The following is a 19,482-nucleotide window of genomic DNA, read 5'->3' as shown; positions in this document are numbered from 1 at the left end:
GTATGAAAGGGCCGAGGAGGGCCGGGTGACGACCTATGACGATCGAGCGAGCCATGGGGGTGCCCCCGCTCAAGCGTTTGCGCGAGTGGGGGAAGATCTGACCGCCACGGCGGAGCGAGTCCGCAGGTCGGTGGAGAGTGTGATCGAGGGCAAGCCCGAGGTCGTACGGCTTTCGCTGACCGTACTGCTCGCGGAGGGGCACCTCCTGATCGAGGACGTGCCCGGCGTGGGGAAGACCATGCTGGCCAAGGCGCTGGCCAAGTCCATCGACTGCTCGGTCCGGCGCATCCAGTTCACCCCGGACCTGCTGCCCTCGGACATCACCGGTGTGTCGATCTACGACCAGCAGCGCCGGGACTTCGAGTTCAAGCCCGGCGCGATCTTCGCCCAGATCGTGATCGGCGACGAGATCAACCGCGCCTCGCCCAAGACCCAGTCCGCGCTCCTGGAATCCATGGAGGAGCGGCAGGTCACCATCGACGGGCAGACCTACGAACTGCCCAGCCCCTTCATGGTCGTGGCCACCCAGAACCCGGTGGAGATGGAGGGCACCTACCCGCTGCCCGAGGCGCAGCGCGACCGGTTCATGGCCCGCGTCTCGATGGGCTACCCGACGCCCGAGGCCGAGCTCCAGATGCTCGACGTGCACGGCGCCATCTCCCCGCTCGACGACCTCCAGCCGGTGGCCCACGCCCACGACATGGTCAAGCTGATCGACGCGGTCCGCGGCGTGCACGTGGCAGAGGCGGTCCGGCGGTACGCGGTGCAGCTGGTCGGCGCGACCCGCAACCACCCGGATCTCAGACTCGGCGCCTCGCCGCGCGCCACGCTCCATCTGCTGCGCGCCGCGAAGGCGTCCGCCGCCCTGAGCGGGCGGGAGTACGCGCTCCCCGACGACGTCCAGGCCCTTGCCGTCGCCGTCCTCGCACACCGGCTGCTGCCCACCGCGCAGGCCCAGCTCAACCGGCGCACCGCCGAGCAGGTCGTCCTGGAGATCCTCCAGCACACGCCCGTTCCGCAGGCCGGGAATCCGCTGTACGGCCAGCAGCCGCCCGGCGCCCGGCGGCTGTGATGGCGGCCGGGGGGCTCGACGCCGAGCCCGCCGACGAACAGGCGAAGGGCGGGCTGTGGGCCGCCCTGTCGGGCCTGACCACCCGCGGCCGCTCCTTCCTCGCGGCCGGCGTCGCCGCCGCCGTCTGCGCCTTCGTCCTCGGCCAGGAGGACCTGCTGCGGGTCGGGCTGCTGCTCGCCGTGCTGCCCCTGGTCTGCACGGTGGTCCTCTACCGGACGCGCTACCGCGTCGCGGGCAGCAGGCGGCTGGCCCCCGGCCGGGTCCCGGCGGGCTCCGAGGCCCGGGTCCAGCTGCGGATCGACAACGTCTCGCGGCTGCCCACCGGCCTGCTCATGCTCCAGGACCGGGTGCCGTACGTGCTCGGCCCGCGCCCCCGCTTCGTGCTCGACCGGGTCGAGGCGGGCGGCAAGCGCGAGGTGTCCTACCGGGTCCGGTCCGACCTGCGCGGGCGCTATCCGCTGGGGCCCTTGCAGCTGCGGCTCACCGACCCCTTCGGGATGTGCGAGCTGACCCGCGCCTTCAGTGCCCACGACACGCTGACCGTCATACCCAGGACCGAACCGCTGCCCCCGGTGCGGCTGTCCGGCGAGGCCGCCGGGTACGGCGACGGACGGCACCGCTCGCTCGCCCTGGCCGGTGAGGACGACGTCATCCCGCGCGGCTACCGGCACGGCGACGACCTGCGCCGGGTGCACTGGCGCTCCACCGCGCGCTACGGCGAGCTGATGGTGCGCCGCGAGGAGCAGCCCCAGCGGGCGCGCTGCACGGTGCTGCTCGACACCCGGGACATCGCGTACGCGGGCGCGGGCCCCGACTCGGCCTTCGAGTGGGCGGTCTCGGGCGCCGCGTCCGCCCTGGTGCACATGCTGGAACGGGGCTTCTCCGTACGGCTGTTGACCGACACGGGCAGCTCGGTGCCGGGTGAGGGCGGGGGCGGCTTCGCCGGCTCGACCCAGGACTCCTCGGACTCGGCCGGGCTGATGATGGACACCCTCGCGGTCGTCGACCACTCCGACGGCGGCGGCCTCTCGCGCGCGTACGACGTGCTGCGCGGGGGCAACGAGGGGCTGCTCATCGGCTTCTTCGGCGATCTCGACGAGGAGCAGGCCGCGGTGGCGGCGAAGATGCGGCGGCGCAGCGGCGCCGCGGTCGCCTTCGTGCTGGACAGCGGTCAGTGGACGCACGGCCCCGAGGGGCGCGGCCCGGTCGAGGACCGGCTGCGGCTGCTGCGCGAGGCGGGCTGGACGGCGCTCGCGGTGCGGCCGGGTGCGGCGCTGCCCGAGCTGTGGCGCCTGGCGGGTCAGGAACGTACGCACGCGAAGGCGGCGCCCGGCGGCGCTTCCGGCACGGCAGGGGGATGGTCATGAGCGGTCGCGGACGGCTGGCGCTGTGCGCCTACGCGGCCACGGTGCTGGCGGCGTGCTCGATGCTGCCGTTGGTCGCCCCGGCCTCCTGGATCCTCCAGGCGGCCTTCCTGCTCGCGATCCTGAGCGGGGTGGGCGCGCTGGCCCGGCGGGTGCCGCTGGCCCGGCCGCTGACCGTGCTCGCCCAGGCCGTGGTGGCGCTGCTTGTGCTGACGCTGGTGTTCGCGCGCCAGCAGGCGATCGGCGGGCTGCTGCCCGGTCCCGAGGCCCTTGAGCAGCTCAACTCCCTTCTTCAGCAGGGCGCTTCGGATGTCGGGCAGTACGCGATCCCGGCGCCCGCCACCCCGGGCATCCGGCTGATGATGGTCGGCGGGATGCTGATCATCGGTCTCGCGGTGGACGCGCTCGCGGTGACGTTCCGCAGCGCAGCCCCGGCGGGCCTGCCGCTGCTCGCGCTGTACTCGGTGGCCGCCGGGCTCTCCCCGGGCGGCGCGAGCTGGCTCTGGTTCGTGCTCGCGGCGGCCGCTTACCTGCTGCTCCTGCTCGCCGAGGGCCGCGACCGGCTCTCGCAGTGGGGGCGGGTCTTCGGCGGCGCCGCGCGGGCGCCCGGCCGGGCCCAGCAGAGCGTGTTCGAGAACACGGCGCCGCTGGCCCCGGTCCGTACCGGGCGGCGCATCGGCGCGCTCACCCTCGGCCTCGCGCTGGTGATCCCGGCGATGCTGCCCGCGCTGGACAGCGGGCTGCTCGGTGGCGCGGGCAGCGGCGGCACCGGGGAGGGAAGCGGAGGGACCATCTCCGCGGTCAACCCGCTGGTCTCGCTGCAGAACAGCCTGAACCAGCCCGAGGACCGCGAGGTGATGCGGTACAACACCAACGCCCAGGACACCAAGGAGATGTACCTGCGGATCGTCGCGCTCGACGAGTTCGACGGGGCGACGTGGAAGTCCTCCGAGCGCCACATCAAGGACGTACCCGATCCGCTGCCCCGGCCCGACGGGCTGAGCCCCGCCGTCAGCACCACCGAGGTCGAGACCAGCATCTCGGCGGCCGGCTGGTACGCCCAGAGCTGGCTGCCGATGCCGTTCCCGGCGACCCAGGTGAAGGTCAAGGGCGACTGGCGGTTCGAGCCGGTCGGGCGGACCCTGGTGGGCGACCGGAAGCAGACGACGCGGGGCGCGCAGTACACGGTCTCCAGCCTCCTGGTGCACCCCACGGCGGACCAGTTGGCCAATGCCCCGGCCCCACCCGGTGACCTCCTGAAGGAGTACACCCGGGTGCCGGACTCGCTGCCGTCCGTGGTCTCCGCCACCGCGCGGCAGGTCACCAGTGGCGCCGCCACCAACTACGAGAGGGCCGTCAAGCTCCAGGACTGGTTCTCCACCAGCGGCGGCTTCACCTACAACACCCGTGTCGAGTCGGGCAGCGGCACCGAGGCGATCGCCAACTTCCTCAAGGAGAAGGAGGGCTTCTGCGTCCACTTCTCCTTCTCGATGGCGGCGATGGCCCGCACGCTGGGCATCCCCGCCCGGGTCGCGGTGGGCTTCACCCCGGGCGTGACGCGCCCGGACGGCACCATGTCGGTGGGTCTTCGCGACGCGCACGCCTGGCCCGAGCTGTACTTCGAGGGCGTGGGCTGGACCCGCTTCGAGCCGACGCCGACGCGGGGCAGCGTCCCCGACTACACCCGCCAGCAGGCCCCGGCGGGCAGCCCGAGCCGCCCGGCCGAGCCGTCCAGGAGCGCCTCGGCGCAGCCCTCGGCGGCGCCGTCCGCCAGCGACTCCTGCCCGCCCACCGCGCGGCGCCTCGGCGACTGCGGCCCCTCGGCCGCGGCGAGCGTCGCCGGTCCGACGGACAGCGGCCCCTCGGCCCCGACCCTGATCGGCACGGCCGTGGGGGTGACCGTGCTGCTGGCCCTTCCGCTGCTGCCCTTCGTGTGGCGCAGGCGGGTACGGTCCCGGCGGCTGGGCTCGGGCGGCCGCACCCCGGCCGACGCGGTGGCCCGCACCCTCGCCGCCTGGCAGGAGATCACCGACACGGCCTGGGACTACGGCATCGCGCCCGACGAGTCGCAGACGCCCCGCAAGGCGGCGGCGCGGGTCATTCGTCTCGGCCGCCTGGACGGCGCCGCGGCCGACTCCGTCCATCGAGCGGCGGGCGCGGTGGAACAGGTCCTCTACGCCCGCGACCCGCGCCCGACCCCGGGTCTCACGGACGACGTGGCCCGCGTGACGGCGGGGCTGCGGGCGCAGGCGGGCCACTGGCCGGCCCTGCGCGCGATTCTCGCCCCCCGCTCAGCCGTCAGGGTGATCTGGGCGGTGTCGCTCCGGTGGGAGCGGACGAGGGCGCGGGTTTCGACGCGTACGCGAGGCCTGACCGAGCGTCTGCGTCCCCGCCGTGGCAGGGAAGCTCCGCCGGAACCCGCGACCGGCGCCTGAGTATCCCTGCGGGCCTCCGCCCCGGTCCCCGTACGGGGCTGGTCGCGCGGCATCCCGCGCCGTCGGCAGGACCGGTCCGGCCACGCAGGGCAGTCCCCGGCTCGCAGGGGCCCGGGGACGGTCCGCGCCTGTGCTGGACGCCGACCCGGCGGACACCAAAAGGGCGGTCACCTCGTGAAAGGTGACCGCCCTTCAGGTCAGTCGTAGGCGGGGCGGGCTAGTGCCCCTCATCGCGACGCCGCTGCCAGCGCTGCTCGATCCGGTCCATCATCGAGCGCCGCTGCCGGGCCTGCCGCGGCGCGGCGGAACCGCCCGCACGCGCCTGTTCACCGGGGCGTGGCGCCTTGCGCCAGCCGGTGACCACGAGCACCGCACAGCCGAGCATGACGAGGAAGCCCACCACGCTGATCCAGATCTGGGTCATGACACCGGTCATGAGGAGCGCGATACCAACCAGGAAGCCGGCGACCGCCTGGTAGACCCGTCGCCGGGTGTACGTACGCAGCCCGCTTCCCTCAAGCGCTGTCGCGAACTTGGGATCTTCGGCGTACAGCGCTCGCTCCATCTGCTCGAGCATGCGCTGCTCGTGCTCCGAGAGCGGCACGGAGTCCTCCTACTCGTCGGTCGCGGGGGGCGACCGGATGCGGCCCCTTCAGGATAGGCAGGGAATCGCCCCCGTGAAACCCGCCCTCTACGCCAAATCACCAGCCGGGCCGCCACGGCGGCTCGGCTGTGGAGATTCAATTCCCCAAGAGCCGATCCGTCATGCCGGACCGTGTCCCCCGATCATACGGGGCGAAGCCGCCGATCGGGGGGCCTGTGGCGTACTCCATGCGGCACAGCGCCGCTGATCAGCCCGCCGGGGGCCGCCGGAGCGCGGTCACCCGCGCTTCTCGCCCAGTACGTGCAGCTGGGTGGCGACGGCGTGGAAGGCGGGCAGCTCGGCGGCCGCGGCCTCCAGCTTGAGGAGCGCGTCCAGGGCGCCCGGCTCGGTGTCCACCAGGACGCCGGGGACCAGATCCGCGAAGACCCGCACGCCGTGCACCGCCCCCGCGGTGGCCCCGGCGCCGCCGACGAGCTCGATGAGCTGATCGGCGGTGAACCGGTGCGGCACGGGGTCGCCCGCGCCCCAGCGGCCCGCCGGGTCCGAGAGTGCGTGGCGGGCCTCGGTGAAGTGCCCGGCGAGGGCGCGGGAGAGCACCGCGCCGCCGAGGCCCGCGGCGAGCAGGCTCAGCGCGCCCTCGGACCGCAGCGCGTCCACCGCGTTGCGCACGCCCTCCGCCGGGTCCTCCACGTACTCCAGGACCCCGTGGCACAGCACCGCGTCGTACCCACCGCGCTCGACCACGTCGAAGAGGCCGAGGATGTCGCCCTGGACGCCCTGGACCCGCTCGGCCACCCCGGCCTCGGCGGCCCTCCGCTCCAGCGCGAAGAGCGCGTTGGGGCTGGGGTCGACCACGGTGACCCGGTGCCCGAGCGCGGCCAGCGGCACCGCGAAGTTGCCGGAGCCGCCGCCGGTGTCCAGCACGTCCAGAGCCTCGCGCCCGGTCGCCGTGACCCGGCGGTCGAGCGCTTCCTTGAGGACCTCCCAGACCACGGCGGTACGGAGGGAGGCGCGGGGGCGCATGGGGTCCGACACGGCAGTTGACTCCTCGGCGCGGTGCCGCCGCGGACGCGGCGTGGGAAGGGTGAAGACCCGTCCACCCTATTGCCTCCCCCGGCCGCCACGGATCATCCGCGGGCCGCCGTGGCCGAGCCCGGGCGGGCGCCGTCAGCCGGCCCCCCGTTCCGCCTCCGGCTCGCGGATCCTTGGCTGGGGCAGCACGGGCTGGAGCACCAGTAGGCGCTCGACCAGGCGCAGGAACATCGCCGCGTCGCGGAGCAGGTCGTCGGCGTCCCGGACGGTGGCCGCGCCCTGGATGCCGGCCTCGGCGCGGGCCCGCCTGTCCGCCCCCGAGGCGAACAGGGCGCTCCACTCGGTCAGTTCGGGCGCTATCTCCGGCAGCACCTCCCAGGCGCTGCGGATGCGCTGCCGGCGGCGCGGGCTGGTCTCGGGCCGGCCGCGGGCGGCGAGGACGGCGGCCGCGGTGCGCAGGGCGGCCAGATGGGCCGTCGCGTACCGCTCGTTGGGGGCGTCGAGGGTGGCCGCCTCGTCCAGACCGCCGCGGGCCTGGGCGAGCAGGTCGAGGGCGGCGGGCGGTGCCCCGGCCCGGCGCGGCACGGGGTGGACGTCGTTGGCGGCGCCGTTCAGTGAGGGGGCAGGGCTGCTGGCGCGGCGCCGGGGTGCGGCTGCTGCGTGGGAGCTGGCCATGACGAACCTCCTGTCGTCGTGTGACGGCACTGTGGCCGTATGTGTCCATCGTGAGGCCCACCACTGACAATCGACCCGAATCCGCCGTTGACCTGCGCCTTTGCCTCGCATGCGGGTTCGGGCTATCTTTTGTACTGACCAGTCAGTTCAAAAGAATGGGGCCGGACTTCCGGCCCCGGGGGACGCGAGAGCAGGGGGGAATGTGGACAGCCCGCACTCGGAAGTGACCGGCGCGGCGATCCGTGCCGAGGGCTTCGGGCTCAAGGGGCCGCGCGGCTGGGCCTTCAGGGGGGTCGGCATCGACGCGGCCCCGGGCTCGCTCGTCGCGGTCACGGGACCTTCCGGCTCGGGCCGGACCTGCCTGCTGCTCGCCCTGACCGGCCGCATGAAGCCGGCCGAGGGCTGGGCGAGGGTGGCCGGGCAGCAGCTGCCCCGCAAGATGGCCGCCGTACGGCGCGTCAGCGCGCTCGGCCATGTGCCCGGCGTCAGCGAACTCGACCCGGCCTTCACCGTCGCCGAGCACCTGCGCGAGCGCGTGATGCTCCAGCGCCGCTACGACGGTTCGGTGCGGGCGCTGCTGCGCTCTCCCGCCCGGCGCCGGGCCGAGTCCCGCGCCCGGATCGACGAGGCACTGGCCGCCGCCGGCCTCGACCTCGCCTCCCTGCCCAAGCGCGAGCAGACCTCCGTACGCGATCTGGAACGCCTGGAGGCGCTGCGGCTCTCGGTGGCGCTCGGCCTGATCCAGCGGCCCGCCCTGCTCGCGGTCGACGACACCGACCTGAAGCTGTCGGACACCGGACGCGCCGCGGCCTGGGCCCTGTTGCGCTCGGTCGCCGACTCGGGCACCACCGTGCTCGCGGTGTGCAGCGAGGCGCCGGCCGAGGCCGACCTCACCGTAAAGACGACGGAATCCGGCGCCGGCAAGGGCGCCACGGGCAAGGAGGGGGCGGCGGATGCGTTCGCCACGACTGGCAGCGCTTGAGCTGAAGCGGTTCGGCAGGGGGAAGCTGCCGCGGGCGGCCCTGGTGGCGCTGCTCCTGCTGCCGCTGCTCTACGGCGCGCTCTACCTGTGCTCGTTCTGGGACCCCTACAGCCGTCTCGACCGGATTCCGGTGGCGCTCGTCAACGACGACAAGGGGGCCGAGGCCGCCGGGCAGAAGCTCCACGTGGGCGACGAGCTCAGCAAGAAGCTGCTCGACAGCAAGACCTTCGAATGGCACGAGGTCAGCGACGCCGAGGCGCGCGAGGGCCTCGAAAAGGGCACCTACTACCTCTCGTTGACGATGCCCGCCGACTTCAGCCGGAGGATCGCGTCCAGCTCGGGGAACGTCCCCGAGACGGGCGCGCTCCAGGTGCGCACCAACGACGCCAACAACTACATCGTGGGATCGATCTCCAAGACGGTGTTCTCCGAGGTCCGCGCCGCCGCCTCCAGCAAGGCGTCGCGGTCGTTCCTCGACCGGATCTTCATCTCGTTCGGCGACCTCCACGACGCCACCGAGAAGGCGGCCAAGGGCGCGGGCGACCTCAAGGACGGGCTCGGCAAGGCCAAGGACGGCTCCAAGCAGCTGGCCGACGGCCTGGGCACCGCCAAGGACGGCAGCGACAAGCTGGCCGGCGGCATCACGAAGCTCGACACGGCGGCGGGCACCCTGGCCGACGGCGCCCAGAAGGTCGCGGACGGCACCCAGCGGATGGCGGACGAGGCCAACGCGGCGGCCGGCGAGGCGCGTCCCTATCTCAAGGACAACGGCAAGACCGTCGGCGACTCGGCCAAGCTCCTGGCCGACTCGATCCAGCCGGTGCGGGACCACCTCAAGGACATCATCAGGCTCGCCCCGGACGCCGCCGCCGGCACCCGCAAGGCCTCCCAGGATCTCGACGCCCTCTACCAGCAGGTCTGCGTGGACAAGGCCCCGGACGGGCAGATCTGCCCGAAGCTGAAGGAGGCCAAGAAGGCGATGGCCACCGGCGCGACCCTGACCGCGGACGTCAACAACCTCGTCAAGGACCAGGGCGGCGACTTCAAGACGCTCGACAAGAGCCTCGGGGACCTCCAGACGAAGGCCCGGGACCTGGCCGCGAAGGCGCCGCGACTCTCCAGCGACCTGGAGACGAGAATCGCCGACATCAACAAGCTCAACAAGGGCGCGCACGACGTCGCCAAGGGGGCCTCCGCCATCCACGACGGTCTCGGCAGCGCCAAGACCGGCTCCACCGACCTCGACGCGGGCGTCGGCAAGCTGAAGAAGGGCGCGGGCGCCCTCGACGGCGGCATCGTGAAGCTCTCCGACGGCTCGGTGCAGCTGTCGAACGGCCTGCACGACGGCGTGGGCCAGATCCCCGACTACGACAAGCAGCAGCGCGACCAGCGCACCGAGGTCATGGCCGACCCGGTCAGGCTGGCCTCGCAGGCGATGCACAAGGCGCCCAACTACGGCACCGGCTTCGCGCCGTACTTCATCCCGCTCTCCCTGTGGGTGGGCGCGATGGTCGCGTACATGCTGATCCAGCCGCTCAACCGGCGCGCGCTGGCCGCCGGCGCCTCGGCCTGGCGGATCGCGTTCGCGGGCTGGCTGCCGGTGGCGGCCATCGGGGTGCTCCAGGTCGCCGCACTGATGTCGGTGCTGCACTTCGGGCTCGGTCTCGAAATGGAGCGCACCGCGGGAACGCTGGGCTATCTGGCGCTGGCCTCCTTCTGCTTCGCGGCGATCGTGCAGTGGCTGAACGCGAAGTTCGGCGCGGCCGGACGCATCCTGGTGCTCGCCGTCCTGATGCTCCAGCTGACCTCGGCGGGCGGCACCTACCCCGTGCAGACGAGCCCGGCCTTCTTCAACGCCATCCACCCCTACCTGCCGATGAGTTACGTCGTCGACGGGCTGCGCAGGCTGATCACCGGCGGCGACCTGGGTGTGGTGTGGCAGGGCTGCGCGGTCCTGACCGCCTTCACCGTCGGCGCGCTCGCCCTGACGGCGCTGTCGGCCCGGCAGAAGCAGGTGTGGTCGCTCGACCGGCTGCACCCCGAGCTGAGCCTGTGAGAATCGACGCCATGGAGAGCAGCAGCACCAGACGGCAGGCGACCCGGCAGAAGCTGTACGAGGCCGCCGTGACGCTCATCGCCGAACAGGGCTTCTCGGCCACCACGGTCGACGAGATCGCCGAGCGGGCCGGCGTCGCCAAGGGCACGGTCTACTACAACTTCAAGAGCAAGACCGAGCTCTTCGAGGAGCTGCTCCGGCACGGGGTGGGGCTGCTGACCGCGTCTTTGCAGGCGGCCGCGGACGAAACCGCCGAGCGGGGTGGAACCAAGGTCGAGGCGCTTGACGCGATGATCCGGGCAGGACTGGACTTCATCCACCGCTATCCGGCCTTCACCCAGCTCTACGTCGCCGAGCTGTGGCGCACCAACCGCGCCTGGCAGTCGACGCTCCTGGTGGTGCGCCGGGAGGCGGTCGCCGTGGTGGAGACGGTGCTGCGGGACGCGGTGACGGACGGCGAGCTGAGCGAGGAGATCGACATTCCGCTCACCGCCGCGGCGCTGGTCGGGATGGTCCTGGTGGCCGCGCTCGACTGGCAGGCCTTCCAGAGCGAGCGCTCCCTGGACGACGTCCACGCCGCCCTCTCCAGGCTGCTGCACGGCCGGGTCAGCGGCCGCTAGCCGCGCCAGCCGCGCTAGCCGCGCTAGCCAGGGGTTGTGGGACGAAATACGCCGGGCCGGTGCGGTTCAATCCCCCTTGAACCGCACCGGCCCGGCGCTTCCCCCGCACCCCGTCACGTCCAGGGAGCCGCGCCGGTTCCGCCGCCCCGTGTCGGCGGTACCGGCGCCGCGCCCCTTCCGTGGCCTCCACTTTCCCGTCCATGCAGGTCGGAGCCCATCCGTGCGGGTACTCATCTCACCCTCTAGGTACGGATACTCAGGCCTGCGCGCTCAACCTCAGTCGGCAACGGCCGGATCTGGTTAACATCGCGACCGTGTCCGTACTCCCCCTCGTGTTCACCAGCGGCTGGGCGAGCGGGGTCAACGCGTACGCGGTGGTCCTGCTGCTCGGCGTCTTCGGCGCCACCGGCCTCACCGACGACGTGCCGACCGCGCTCCAGCGTCCCGACGTCCTGATCGCGGCAGGCGTCCTCTTCCTCTGCGAGGCGGTGGCCGACAAGATCCCGTACGTCGACTCGGTCTGGGACGCCGTGCACACGGTGATCCGGCCGATCGCGGGCGCGGTCGTCGGGGCGCTGCTCGCCGGGCAGAACGGTTCGCTGCCCGATCTCGCGGCGGGCGCGGTGGGCGGTTCGACGGCGCTGCTGAGCCATCTGGTGAAGGCTGGGACGCGGATGGCGGTGAACACCTCGCCCGAGCCGTTCAGCAACATCGCGCTGAGCATTGCGGAGGATCTGGGCGTCGCCGGGATCATAAGCTTCGCGATCTTCCACCCGCTCGCGGCCGCCGTCATCGCGGGCACGCTGCTGCTGCTCGGCCTGGTGATCCTGGTCGTCGTGTGGCGCAAGGTCCGCCGGTACTGGCGGCGCCGGGCGCAGCGCCGGGAGGAGAAGCGGCTGGCCGCGGCGGGGGTCTCCCAACCGCCGGACTGAGCTGTCGGTGGCGGCGGATAAAGTCGCGGACATGGCACGGATTGCGGTGATCGGCGCCGGTGTGGGCGCCATGGCGACTGCTGCCCGGCTGGCCGTGGCAGGCCACCGGGTGACGGTGTACGAGCGCTCGTCGACCTACGGCGGCGCACTGGGACGGTACGAGCGGGACGGCTTCGTCTTCGACACCGGCCCCGGTCTGCTGCGGCTGCCCGCCGTCTACCGCGACCTGTTCGTGAAGACCGGCAAGGAGCCGCTGGAGAGCGTGCTGGAGCTCGCCCCGGTCGACCCGGCCTCGCGCCACCTCTTCGCCGACGGTACGGAGGTGTCGCTGCCCAACGCCTCGCGCGCGGGCGTGATGTCGGCGCTGGACGCCGCTCTGGGCGCGGGCTCCGGCGAGCGCTGGGGCGCCTTCCTGATCCGCGCCCGGGAGGCCTGGGACCGTACGCGCCGGCCGCTCCTGGAGGAGCCGTTGTGGCCCAACTGGCAGGTGCTTGCCCGCGAGCCGTATCCGGCGCCCAAGCAGCGCCGGCTGCTGCGCGCACCCCGGCAGGCCGCCACGCTCGGCGAGGTCGCCGCGTGGGAGCTGGGCGGCGGCCGGCTCGGCGCGCTGCTGGAGAGCTACGCCCTGGAGTACGGCCTGGACCCGGACACGGCCCCGGCCGCCGCGGCGGTGCTGCCGTACATGGAGCAGACCTTCGGCAGCTGGTACGTGCGCGGTGGCATGCGGGAGCTGGCGCGCGCGGTGTACGAGCGCTGCCTGGCCCGCCGGGTCTCGTTCGTGTTCGACGCCGAGGTGGCGCGGATCACCGAGAAGGAGGGCCGGGCCGCGGGCGTCGAGCTCGCCGACGGCACGCTCGCGGAGGCCGACGAGGTGGTCTGCGGAGCGGACCCGCGCGACCTCGAACAAATGCTGCCCGGCCGCGCGTTGTGGGAGGCCGACGCGGTGCGGCCCGCCGCCGCGGCGCGGCCGAGCCGGTTCACGGTGCTGCTCGCGCTGCGCGGCGCCCGCCCCTCGGACACGGCGCACCGCACGGTGGCCCACTCCCCCGACGCGGCGGCCGAGGCCCGCGAGGCCTTCGCGGGGCCGCACACCGGGCGGCCGACGGTCACGGTGCTGCGCCCCGACGATCCGGCGGTGCGGCCCGACGACGACCACGAGGCGGTGACGCTGACGGCGACGGTCGCGCCGCACGGCGCGGTCGACTGGACGGACGAGCCGCTGGTGCGGCGGTACACGGACGCGTTGATCGAGGCCGCCGCGCGGGCCGTGCCCGAGCTGCGCGAGCGGCTGCTGTGGCACGAGGTCCGCACCCCGGTGGACGTGGCACAGGCGACCGGCGCCGGGGGCGGTTCGGTGCCCGCGCCCTCGCTGGCCGCGGCCGGGGCCACGCTGCTGCACCCGTCCAACACCACCGGTCTGCCGGGTCTGCACCTGGCCGGAGGCTGGTCCCACCCGGGCGGCGGGCTCGCCCACGCCGGGATGTCGGGCGCGCTGGTGGCCGGGCTGATCGTGGAGGGAGAGGGCTTCCGGGGCTCGCAATGAGCCGGGCCCCGGGGGCGGTCAGTAGCGGTAGGGCTGCTGCTCGGGGTGGTGCGGCAGATCCGGGTGGTGAGGGTCGTACGGCTGCTGGGCCTGCTGCTGCTCGTAGGGGACGTACTCCCCGTCGCGCTGCTGGGGCACCCAGACGCCGCCCGGCGGGGTGTCCGTCGCGTACTGCGCGGCCAGCGGGTCGGGGTAGGACTGCTGGCCGCCGAAGCTGTCGTAGCCGGTGTAGGTGCCGTATGCCTGGCCGCCGTTGCCGATGTACGGGTCCGAGTAGGCGGCGTACTGCTGCTGCCCGGCGCCCGCGTCGTCGTACTGCGGGGCGTACGGGTCGACGTACGGCTGCTGCGGGTCGTAGGCGGGGTACTGGGGCTGGGCCTCGGTGTGCGCGGGGCTGTAGATGCCGTACTGGCCGGTCTCGTCGGGCATCGGCTGCGGTTCGTAGACCGATTCGGCGTGGTCCGAACCGGCGTGCGGCGCCTGGCCGTTCAGGTCCAGGACTCCGGTCTCGGCGGCCGCCTCGTACTGGAGGTCGGAGACTTCGAGGACCGGCTCCGGGGCCGGGGCGCCCTTGCCGCGGCTCCCCTTGCGCCGCCGGCTCGCGCCCGGCCTGCCGCCGAGCGCCCAGCCGGTGGAGAAGCCGCGCCGGAAGGAGAGCGTGACCTGCACCTGCCCGACGGCGAAGGCGATCGCACCCAGAATGATCACGAAGACGGACGGGACGAGGACGCCCAGGACCACTCCCAGGAATCCGGTGAAGGCGAGCAACCGCCAGCGCAGGCGCGCCTTGTACTGCAGCAGCACCTCACCGAGCAGCCACAGCGCGACGACCGCGAACGCGATGTAGAGGACCGTCCAGCCCATGTACGTCCCTCATTCTCCTGTCCCGGGTACAGCTGTCCCCTGCCCGGGTACCGGTTTCCGGCTACGCCTGCTGGTGCAGGCCGAGATTCTCGTAGATTTCGAGCGTCGCCGTGGAGTTGTTGAGGGTAATGAAGTGCAACCCGGGTACGCCATCGGCGAGCAGCCGCGAGCAGAACTCTGTGGCGAACTCGATGCCAATGGAGCGTACAGCGGCTGGATCGTCCTTGACGGCAAGCATCCGGTCCCGCAGGTCCTCCGGGAAGGCCGCGGTGCTGAGTTGGGGCAGTCGTTCCAGCTGCTTCACGCTGGTCACGGGCATGACCTCGGGGATGATCGGGGTCTCGCAGCCGGCCGCCGCGACCCGGTCACGCAACCGCGAATAGTTCTCGGGCTCGAAGAACATCTGGGTGATGGCATAGTCGGCACCCGCGCGGCACTTGTCCACGAAGTGCCGGATGTCGGATTCCCAGTCCGTGGAGCGCGGATGCATCTCGGGGAAGGCCGCGACGCCCACGCAGAAGTCGCCCGACTCCCGGATGAGCGAGACCAGTTCGGCCGCGTATGTCACACCCTGGGGGTGCTTGACCCATTCGCCCATCGGGTCGCCCTTCGGGTCGCCGCGCACCGCGAGGATGTTGCGGATCCCGGCGTCGGCGTACTGCCCGACGGTGTGGCGCAGCTCGGCGACGGAGTGCCCGACGGCGGTGAGGTGGGCGACCGGGGTGAGGGTGGTGTCCTCGGTGATCTGCTGGGTGGCCTCGACGGTTCCGGTCCGGGTGGAGCCGCCGGCTCCGTAGGTCACGGACACGAAGTCGGGGGCGACCGCTTCGACCCGGCGCAGCGCGTTCCAGAGGTTCCGCTCGCCCTTCTCGGTTTTGGGCGCGTAGAACTCGAAGGAGTAGGTGGTCTCGCCGGACGCGAGCATGTCACGCACGGTTCGTGCGCGATCAGTCCTGGTGGAAGCTGTGCCAAGGGCCATACTCGCAGGTTAGCCAGGGGCCGCCGGTCCCCCAACAAGTCCGGGGTCAAATGTCCACATTGTCGGACTTCTGTCCACCCCTCGGACAGCGACCGGGTCCCTGGGGCCCGGGGATCACCCCGCGCTTCGGCCGAGCCGCTCCCGGACCCGCTTGGCCAGGTCGGCGGTGGCCGCGGCCGGGTCGTCGGCCTCGGTGATCGCCCGCACGACGACGATCCGGTCGGCTCCCGCGTCCAGGACCTCGTCCAGGTTGCCCGCGTCGATGCCGCCGATCGCGAACCAGGGGCGGTCGGTGCCGAGCGAGGCGGTGTACCGCACCAGGTCGAGGCCCGGCGCGAACCGGCCCGGCTTGGTGGGGGTGGGCCAGCAGGGGCCCGTGCAGAAGTAGTCCACGCCCGGCTCGACGGCGGCCGCCGCGGCCTCCGCGTCCGCGTGGGTGGAGCGGCCGATCAGCACCTCCTCGCCCAGGACGGCGCGGGCGGCGGGCACCGGCAGATCGCCCTGGCCCAGGTGCAGCACGTCGGCGCCGATCGCGTGCGCCACGTCGGCCCGGTCGTTGACCGCGAGCAGCTTGCCGTGCCGGCGGCAGGCGTCCGCGAAGACCGCCAGGTGCTCCAGCTCCTCGGCGGCCTCCATGCCCTTGTCCCGCAGCTGCACGATGTCCACGCCGGACGCCAGCACGGCGTCCAGGAACGCGGGCAGATCGCCCTGGCGCTTGCGCGCGTCGGTGCACAGGTAGAGCCGGGCGTCGGCGAGCCGCTCACGGGCCGTGGGCATGGAAGGTCCCCCGTTGTCGTTCGTCTTCGGCCGGGCCGCGCGGTGTACGGGCCGGGTGGACCGGACCGTACACCCGCGGCTCGCGGCACTGGTGGGTGGGCTCGTTCGACTCAGAGGGCGAGCGCCTGGGCGCGGCGCTTCACCTCCGTGCCGCGATTCTCACTGAGGGCCTCGGCGGGGGTGCCGGGCAGGGTCGGGTCCGGGGTGAAGAGCCACTCCAGCATCTCCTCGTCGGAGAAACCGTCGTCCCTCAGCAGCGTCAGCGTCCCGACCAGGCCCTTCACCACCTTGTCGGTGTCGATGAAGGCGGCCGGCACCTGAAGCGCCCTGTTCTCACCGCGGCGTACGGCGATGAGCTGGCCCTCCTTGACCAGCTGCCGTACACGCGTCACCTCCACGTCCAGCATCTCCGCGATGTCGGGGAGGTACAGCCAGGCGGGGACGAGAGCATCAATCTTCGCGTCAATCTCGGTCACGGTCACAAGCCTGCCACCTCGCACTGACAGCCGGTACCGGGGTGGTCCCTCGGGGGCCGCGCCCCCGCGTCCCCCGCGCCCCTCGGGCCCCTGAAGTGCCTCTGGTCGCCGACCGTGTCCTGGGGCTCCGCCCCGGACGCCCCCGGCCCCTTCAGCTTTCGGTTTCGGCCGCGGATCGTGCGTGGCGTGTCGCGCAGTTCCCCGCGCCCCTTGGCGGCGTTTCCCTGGCCAGGGTCCTTACCCCAGTACCGCCGACTTCAGGGGCGTTGACGGGTCGCTCAGGGCTTCTCGGTTCAGGGGGGTGGCCGATTCGATCAGTCTGCGGCCCTGGGCCAGGTCCCGGGGGCGGCCCACCGCCAGGACCGCGACCAGGGCCCCGTCCCTCAGCCAGCAGACCGACCACGGGGCCGAGGACGGGTCGCCGCGCCAGACCAGGGTGTCGGTGTCGGTGTGGTGGCCCGCGTACTGGACGAAGCGGCCGAACTGTTCGGACCAGAAGTACGGCACCGGGTCGTAGTCGGCGGGCGCCTCGCCCACGATGTCGGCGGCCACCGTGCGCGGGCCCTGCAACGCGTTGTCCCAGTGGTGGACGAGCAGGCGCTCGCCGAACCGGGCCGAGGGGAACGAGACGCAGTCGCCCACCGCGTACACGTCGGGGAGCGAGGTGCGCAGGCGGGCGTCCGCCGTGATCGCCCCCTCGGGGCCGAGCGCGATGTCCGAGCCGGCCAGCCAGCCGGTCGCGGGGCGGGCGCCGATGCCGATGACCACCGCGTCGGCCGGGAGCCGCCGGCCGTCGGCGAGCAGTACCTCGCCCGGCACGACCGCTTGGACCCGGGCGCCGGTGAGGAGTTCGGCGCCGGATTCGGCGTACCACCCGGCCATCGGGGCGGCGACCTCGGCGGGGAGCACCCCGGCCAGCGGGCGGTCGGCGGCCTCCACGACGGTGACCTCGCAGCCCGCGTCGCGTGCGGCGGTGGCGAACTCCGCGCCGATCCATCCGGCGCCCACGACCACGATCCGGTGCCGCTGGTCCAGGACCGGGCGCAGCCGCCGCGCGTCGTCGAGGGTGCGCAGCAGATGGACGCCGGGCACTCCCCCGCTGCCGGGCAGGGTGAGCGGTTCGGCGCCGGTGGCGATGACGAGGGTGTCGTAGCCGACCTCGCCCGCCTCGGTCACCACGCGGTGCTCGGCGGGCCGCACCCCGGTGACCTCCAGGCCCAGGCGCAGCTCCACGCCGAGTGCCTCGAAGTCGACCTCGAAGGCCGAACCCTCGGCCTTGCCGAGCAGGACCGCCTTGGAGAGCGGGGGCCGGTCGTAGGGCTGGTGCGGCTCGGCGCCGATGAGGGTGATGGCTCCCGCGAAGCCCTGTTCGCGCAGGGCCACCGCGGTCTGCACGCCGGCCATGCCCGCGCCGACGACGACCACGTGCCGTGCTTCGGAATGCGTCTGCTGTTCGCTCACCCGATCACCATAAGCAGCTGACTATTCGTCAGGTAAGGGGCCCGGTCAACGCGGAGGCGGCCCTGTCGCCCGGACGCTCCCTTACTGCGGGCCGAGGGCTCGGGCTATGGTGGCAGGCGTAAAGCACTCGCGGGAGCCCGGACGCACCGGGCTGAGAGGGAGGCTGGGCGGCCTCCGACCGTACGAACCTGATCCGGGTCATGCCGGCGAAGGGAGGGGCTGGACGCCCATGCGTTCTTCTCGAAACGGGCCCGGGAGCGGGTCCGACGTCCTCGTGATCGGGGGCGGGATCATCGGGCTCGTCACCGCCTGGCGGGCCGCGCAGCGCGGCCTCGGGGTCGTGCTCGCCGACCCCGAGCCGGGCGGCGGGGCCGCCCAGGTCGCGGCCGGCATGCTCGCCGCCGTCACCGAGCTCCATTACGGCGAGCAGACCCTGCTCGCCCTCAACGTCGAGTCCGCCCGCCGCTTCCCGGCCTTCGCGGCCGAGCTGGCGGAGGCCACCGGTCTCGACACCGGCTACCGCGCCTGCGGCACCCTGGCCGTGGCGCTCGACTCCGACGACCGCGCGCACCTGCGCGAGCTGCACGCGCTCCAGGTCCGCTGCGGCCTGGAGTCCGAGTGGCTGTCCGGCCGCGACTGCCGCCGCCTCGAACCGATGCTGGCGCCCGGTGTGCGCGGCGGGCTCCGGGTCGACGGCGACCACCAGATCGACCCGCGCCGCCTGGCGAAGGCGCTGGTCGCCGCGTGCACGGCGGCCGGGGTGCGGTTCGCCCACGGCTGGGCCGAGCGGCTCTCGGTTTCCGGGGACCGGGCCGTCGGTGCCGTCCTGGCGGACGGCACCGAGCTCACGGCCGACCAGGTCGTGCTCGCCGCGGGCAGCCTCAGCAGCCGGCTGAAGGGCGTGCCGGAGGACCTCTTCCCGCCGGTGCGTCCCGTCAAGGGCCAGGTCCTTCGGCTGACCGTGCCGCCCGCCTGCGCGCCCTTCCTGTCCCGGACCGTACGGGCCGTGGTGCGGGGCAGCGACGTCTACCTCGTACCACGCGAGAACGGCGAGCTCGTGGTCGGCGCCACCAGCGAGGAGCTCGGCTGGGACACCACGGTCACCGCGGGCGGCGTCTACCAACTGCTGCGCGACGCCCACGAGTTGGTGCCGGGCATCACCGAGCTGCCGCTCACCGAGACCCGGGCCGGGCTGCGCCCCGCCTCCCCCGACAACGCGCCCCTGCTCGGCCCGACCGCGCTGCCCGGGCTGCTCATCGCCACCGGCCACTACCGCAACGGCGTGCTGCTCACGGCGGTGACCGGCGACGTCATGGCACACGTCCTGGCCACCGGCGAACTGCCCGAGGAGGCACGCCCGTTCACCCCCCGACGTTTCACCTCCGCACCGTGGGAGCTGACGACCGCATGACCATCTCCGTCAACGGCGAGCCGCGCCCGCTCGCCCCCGGGACCACCCTCGACGCCCTCGTCGCCACCCTCACGCCCGCCCGCTCCGGGGTCGCCGCCGCCGTCAACGAGGCGGTCGTGCCGCGCGGCGCCTGGCCCACGACCACGCTCGGCGACGGCGACCGCGTCGAGGTCCTCACCGCCGTGCAGGGGGGCTGACC

The 19,482-nt window shown here is 73.3% G+C and carries 18 protein-coding genes and 1 riboswitch; of the genes, 10 read left to right on the top strand and 8 right to left on the bottom strand.

What is annotated here, in order from left to right:
• The first annotated feature begins 25 nt into the window (after nucleotides 1-25).
• The 3 genes from DT019_RS06795 to DT019_RS06785 are packed head-to-tail and all read left to right on the top strand — an operon-like array spanning nucleotide 26 to nucleotide 4,871.
• Entirely contained in the window at nucleotides 26-1,072 is a 1,047-nt protein-coding gene (locus DT019_RS06795) for an AAA family ATPase (protein WP_114035714.1), read from the top strand.
• Entirely contained in the window at nucleotides 1,072-2,439 is a 1,368-nt protein-coding gene (locus DT019_RS06790; RefSeq protein WP_114035713.1) for a DUF58 domain-containing protein, read from the top strand. Before DT019_RS06795 ends, DT019_RS06790 begins: the two co-directional genes overlap by 1 nt.
• On the top strand, nucleotides 2,436-4,871 hold the full coding sequence (locus DT019_RS06785; protein ID WP_114035712.1) for a DUF3488 and DUF4129 domain-containing transglutaminase family protein: 2,436 nt from the start codon (nucleotides 2,436-2,438) through the stop codon (nucleotides 4,869-4,871). The genes DT019_RS06790 and DT019_RS06785 overlap by 4 nt, the downstream gene beginning before the upstream one ends.
• 217 nt (nucleotides 4,872-5,088) lie before the next feature.
• On the opposite strand, the gene DT019_RS06780 is transcribed toward DT019_RS06785, so the two are convergent.
• The 3 genes from DT019_RS06780 to DT019_RS06770 form a co-directional block, all read right to left on the bottom strand.
• Nucleotides 5,089-5,475, bottom strand: a complete 387-nt coding sequence (locus DT019_RS06780; RefSeq protein ID WP_114035711.1) for a DUF3040 domain-containing protein — start codon at nucleotides 5,473-5,475, stop codon at nucleotides 5,089-5,091.
• Nucleotides 5,476-5,751: 276 nt separating this feature from the next.
• The gene (locus DT019_RS06775; RefSeq protein WP_114035710.1) at nucleotides 5,752-6,510 is read right to left on the bottom strand and encodes a class I SAM-dependent methyltransferase; all 759 of its coding nucleotides are present in this window, start codon (nucleotides 6,508-6,510) and stop codon (nucleotides 5,752-5,754) included.
• A gap of 132 nt (nucleotides 6,511-6,642) precedes the next feature.
• Nucleotides 6,643-7,182, bottom strand: a complete 540-nt coding sequence (locus DT019_RS06770; RefSeq protein ID WP_114035709.1) for an SAV_6107 family HEPN domain-containing protein — start codon at nucleotides 7,180-7,182, stop codon at nucleotides 6,643-6,645.
• Nucleotides 7,183-7,384: 202 nt separating this feature from the next.
• Here DT019_RS06770 and DT019_RS06765 point away from each other — a divergent pair, with 202 nt between their 5' ends.
• The 5 genes from DT019_RS06765 to DT019_RS06745 all read left to right on the top strand — a co-directional run bounded on the left by DT019_RS06765 (nucleotide 7,385) and on the right by DT019_RS06745 (nucleotide 13,315).
• Nucleotides 7,385-8,164, top strand: a complete 780-nt coding sequence (locus DT019_RS06765) for an ATP-binding cassette domain-containing protein (protein WP_114035708.1) — start codon at nucleotides 7,385-7,387, stop codon at nucleotides 8,162-8,164.
• The gene (locus DT019_RS06760; RefSeq protein WP_114035707.1) at nucleotides 8,136-10,220 is read left to right on the top strand and encodes a YhgE/Pip family protein; all 2,085 of its coding nucleotides are present in this window, start codon (nucleotides 8,136-8,138) and stop codon (nucleotides 10,218-10,220) included. The genes DT019_RS06765 and DT019_RS06760 overlap by 29 nt, the downstream gene beginning before the upstream one ends.
• An 11-nt stretch (nucleotides 10,221-10,231) precedes the next feature.
• Nucleotides 10,232-10,840: a TetR/AcrR family transcriptional regulator gene (locus tag DT019_RS06755; RefSeq protein WP_114036046.1), complete on the top strand. Its 609-nt coding sequence runs from the start codon at nucleotides 10,232-10,234 to the stop codon at nucleotides 10,838-10,840.
• Between the two features lie 314 nt (nucleotides 10,841-11,154).
• Nucleotides 11,155-11,772: a DUF4126 domain-containing protein gene (locus DT019_RS06750; protein ID WP_114035706.1), complete on the top strand. Its 618-nt coding sequence runs from the start codon at nucleotides 11,155-11,157 to the stop codon at nucleotides 11,770-11,772.
• Nucleotides 11,773-11,803: 31 nt separating this feature from the next.
• Complete coding sequence (locus DT019_RS06745; protein ID WP_189389231.1) at nucleotides 11,804-13,315, top strand: phytoene desaturase family protein; 1,512 nt, start codon at nucleotides 11,804-11,806, stop codon at nucleotides 13,313-13,315.
• A gap of 18 nt (nucleotides 13,316-13,333) precedes the next feature.
• On the opposite strand, the gene DT019_RS06740 is transcribed toward DT019_RS06745, so the two are convergent.
• From DT019_RS06740 to DT019_RS06720, 5 genes are all read right to left on the bottom strand, one after another.
• Nucleotides 13,334-14,179, bottom strand: coding sequence for a hypothetical protein (locus DT019_RS06740; RefSeq protein WP_114035704.1), 846 nt, complete (start codon nucleotides 14,177-14,179; stop codon nucleotides 13,334-13,336).
• A 61-nt stretch (nucleotides 14,180-14,240) separates the two neighbouring features.
• Nucleotides 14,241-15,158, bottom strand: a complete 918-nt coding sequence (gene metF / locus DT019_RS06735) for a methylenetetrahydrofolate reductase [NAD(P)H] (protein WP_114035703.1) — start codon at nucleotides 15,156-15,158, stop codon at nucleotides 14,241-14,243.
• A gap of 114 nt (nucleotides 15,159-15,272) precedes the next feature.
• A complete protein-coding gene (gene thiE / locus DT019_RS06730; protein WP_114035702.1) occupies nucleotides 15,273-15,935 on the bottom strand; it encodes a thiamine phosphate synthase in 663 nt (220 codons plus the stop codon).
• Between the two features lie 110 nt (nucleotides 15,936-16,045).
• Entirely contained in the window at nucleotides 16,046-16,411 is a 366-nt protein-coding gene (locus tag DT019_RS06725) for an Rv2175c family DNA-binding protein (RefSeq protein ID WP_114036045.1), read from the bottom strand.
• 237 nt (nucleotides 16,412-16,648) lie between these two features.
• Nucleotides 16,649-17,872, bottom strand: a complete 1,224-nt coding sequence (locus tag DT019_RS06720) for an NAD(P)/FAD-dependent oxidoreductase (protein WP_114035701.1) — start codon at nucleotides 17,870-17,872, stop codon at nucleotides 16,649-16,651.
• 119 nt (nucleotides 17,873-17,991) lie between these two features.
• Nucleotides 17,992-18,104: riboswitch (TPP riboswitch) on the top strand.
• Here DT019_RS06720 and thiO point away from each other — a divergent pair.
• Complete coding sequence (gene thiO / locus DT019_RS06715; protein ID WP_114036044.1) at nucleotides 18,102-19,283, top strand: glycine oxidase ThiO; 1,182 nt, start codon at nucleotides 18,102-18,104, stop codon at nucleotides 19,281-19,283. (Overlaps the previous riboswitch by 3 nt.)
• Nucleotides 19,280-19,480: a sulfur carrier protein ThiS gene (thiS, locus tag DT019_RS06710; RefSeq protein WP_114035700.1), complete on the top strand. Its 201-nt coding sequence runs from the start codon at nucleotides 19,280-19,282 to the stop codon at nucleotides 19,478-19,480. The genes thiO and thiS overlap by 4 nt, the downstream gene beginning before the upstream one ends.
• The last annotated feature ends 2 nt before the right edge of the window (nucleotides 19,481-19,482 follow it).

Source organism: Streptomyces sp. SDr-06 (assembly GCF_003324565.1).
Classification (GTDB): Bacteria; Actinomycetota; Actinomycetes; order Streptomycetales; family Streptomycetaceae; genus Streptomyces.
The sequence above is the reverse complement of the archived record's forward strand: the minus strand, read 5'-3'. Positions and strand labels throughout refer to the sequence as shown.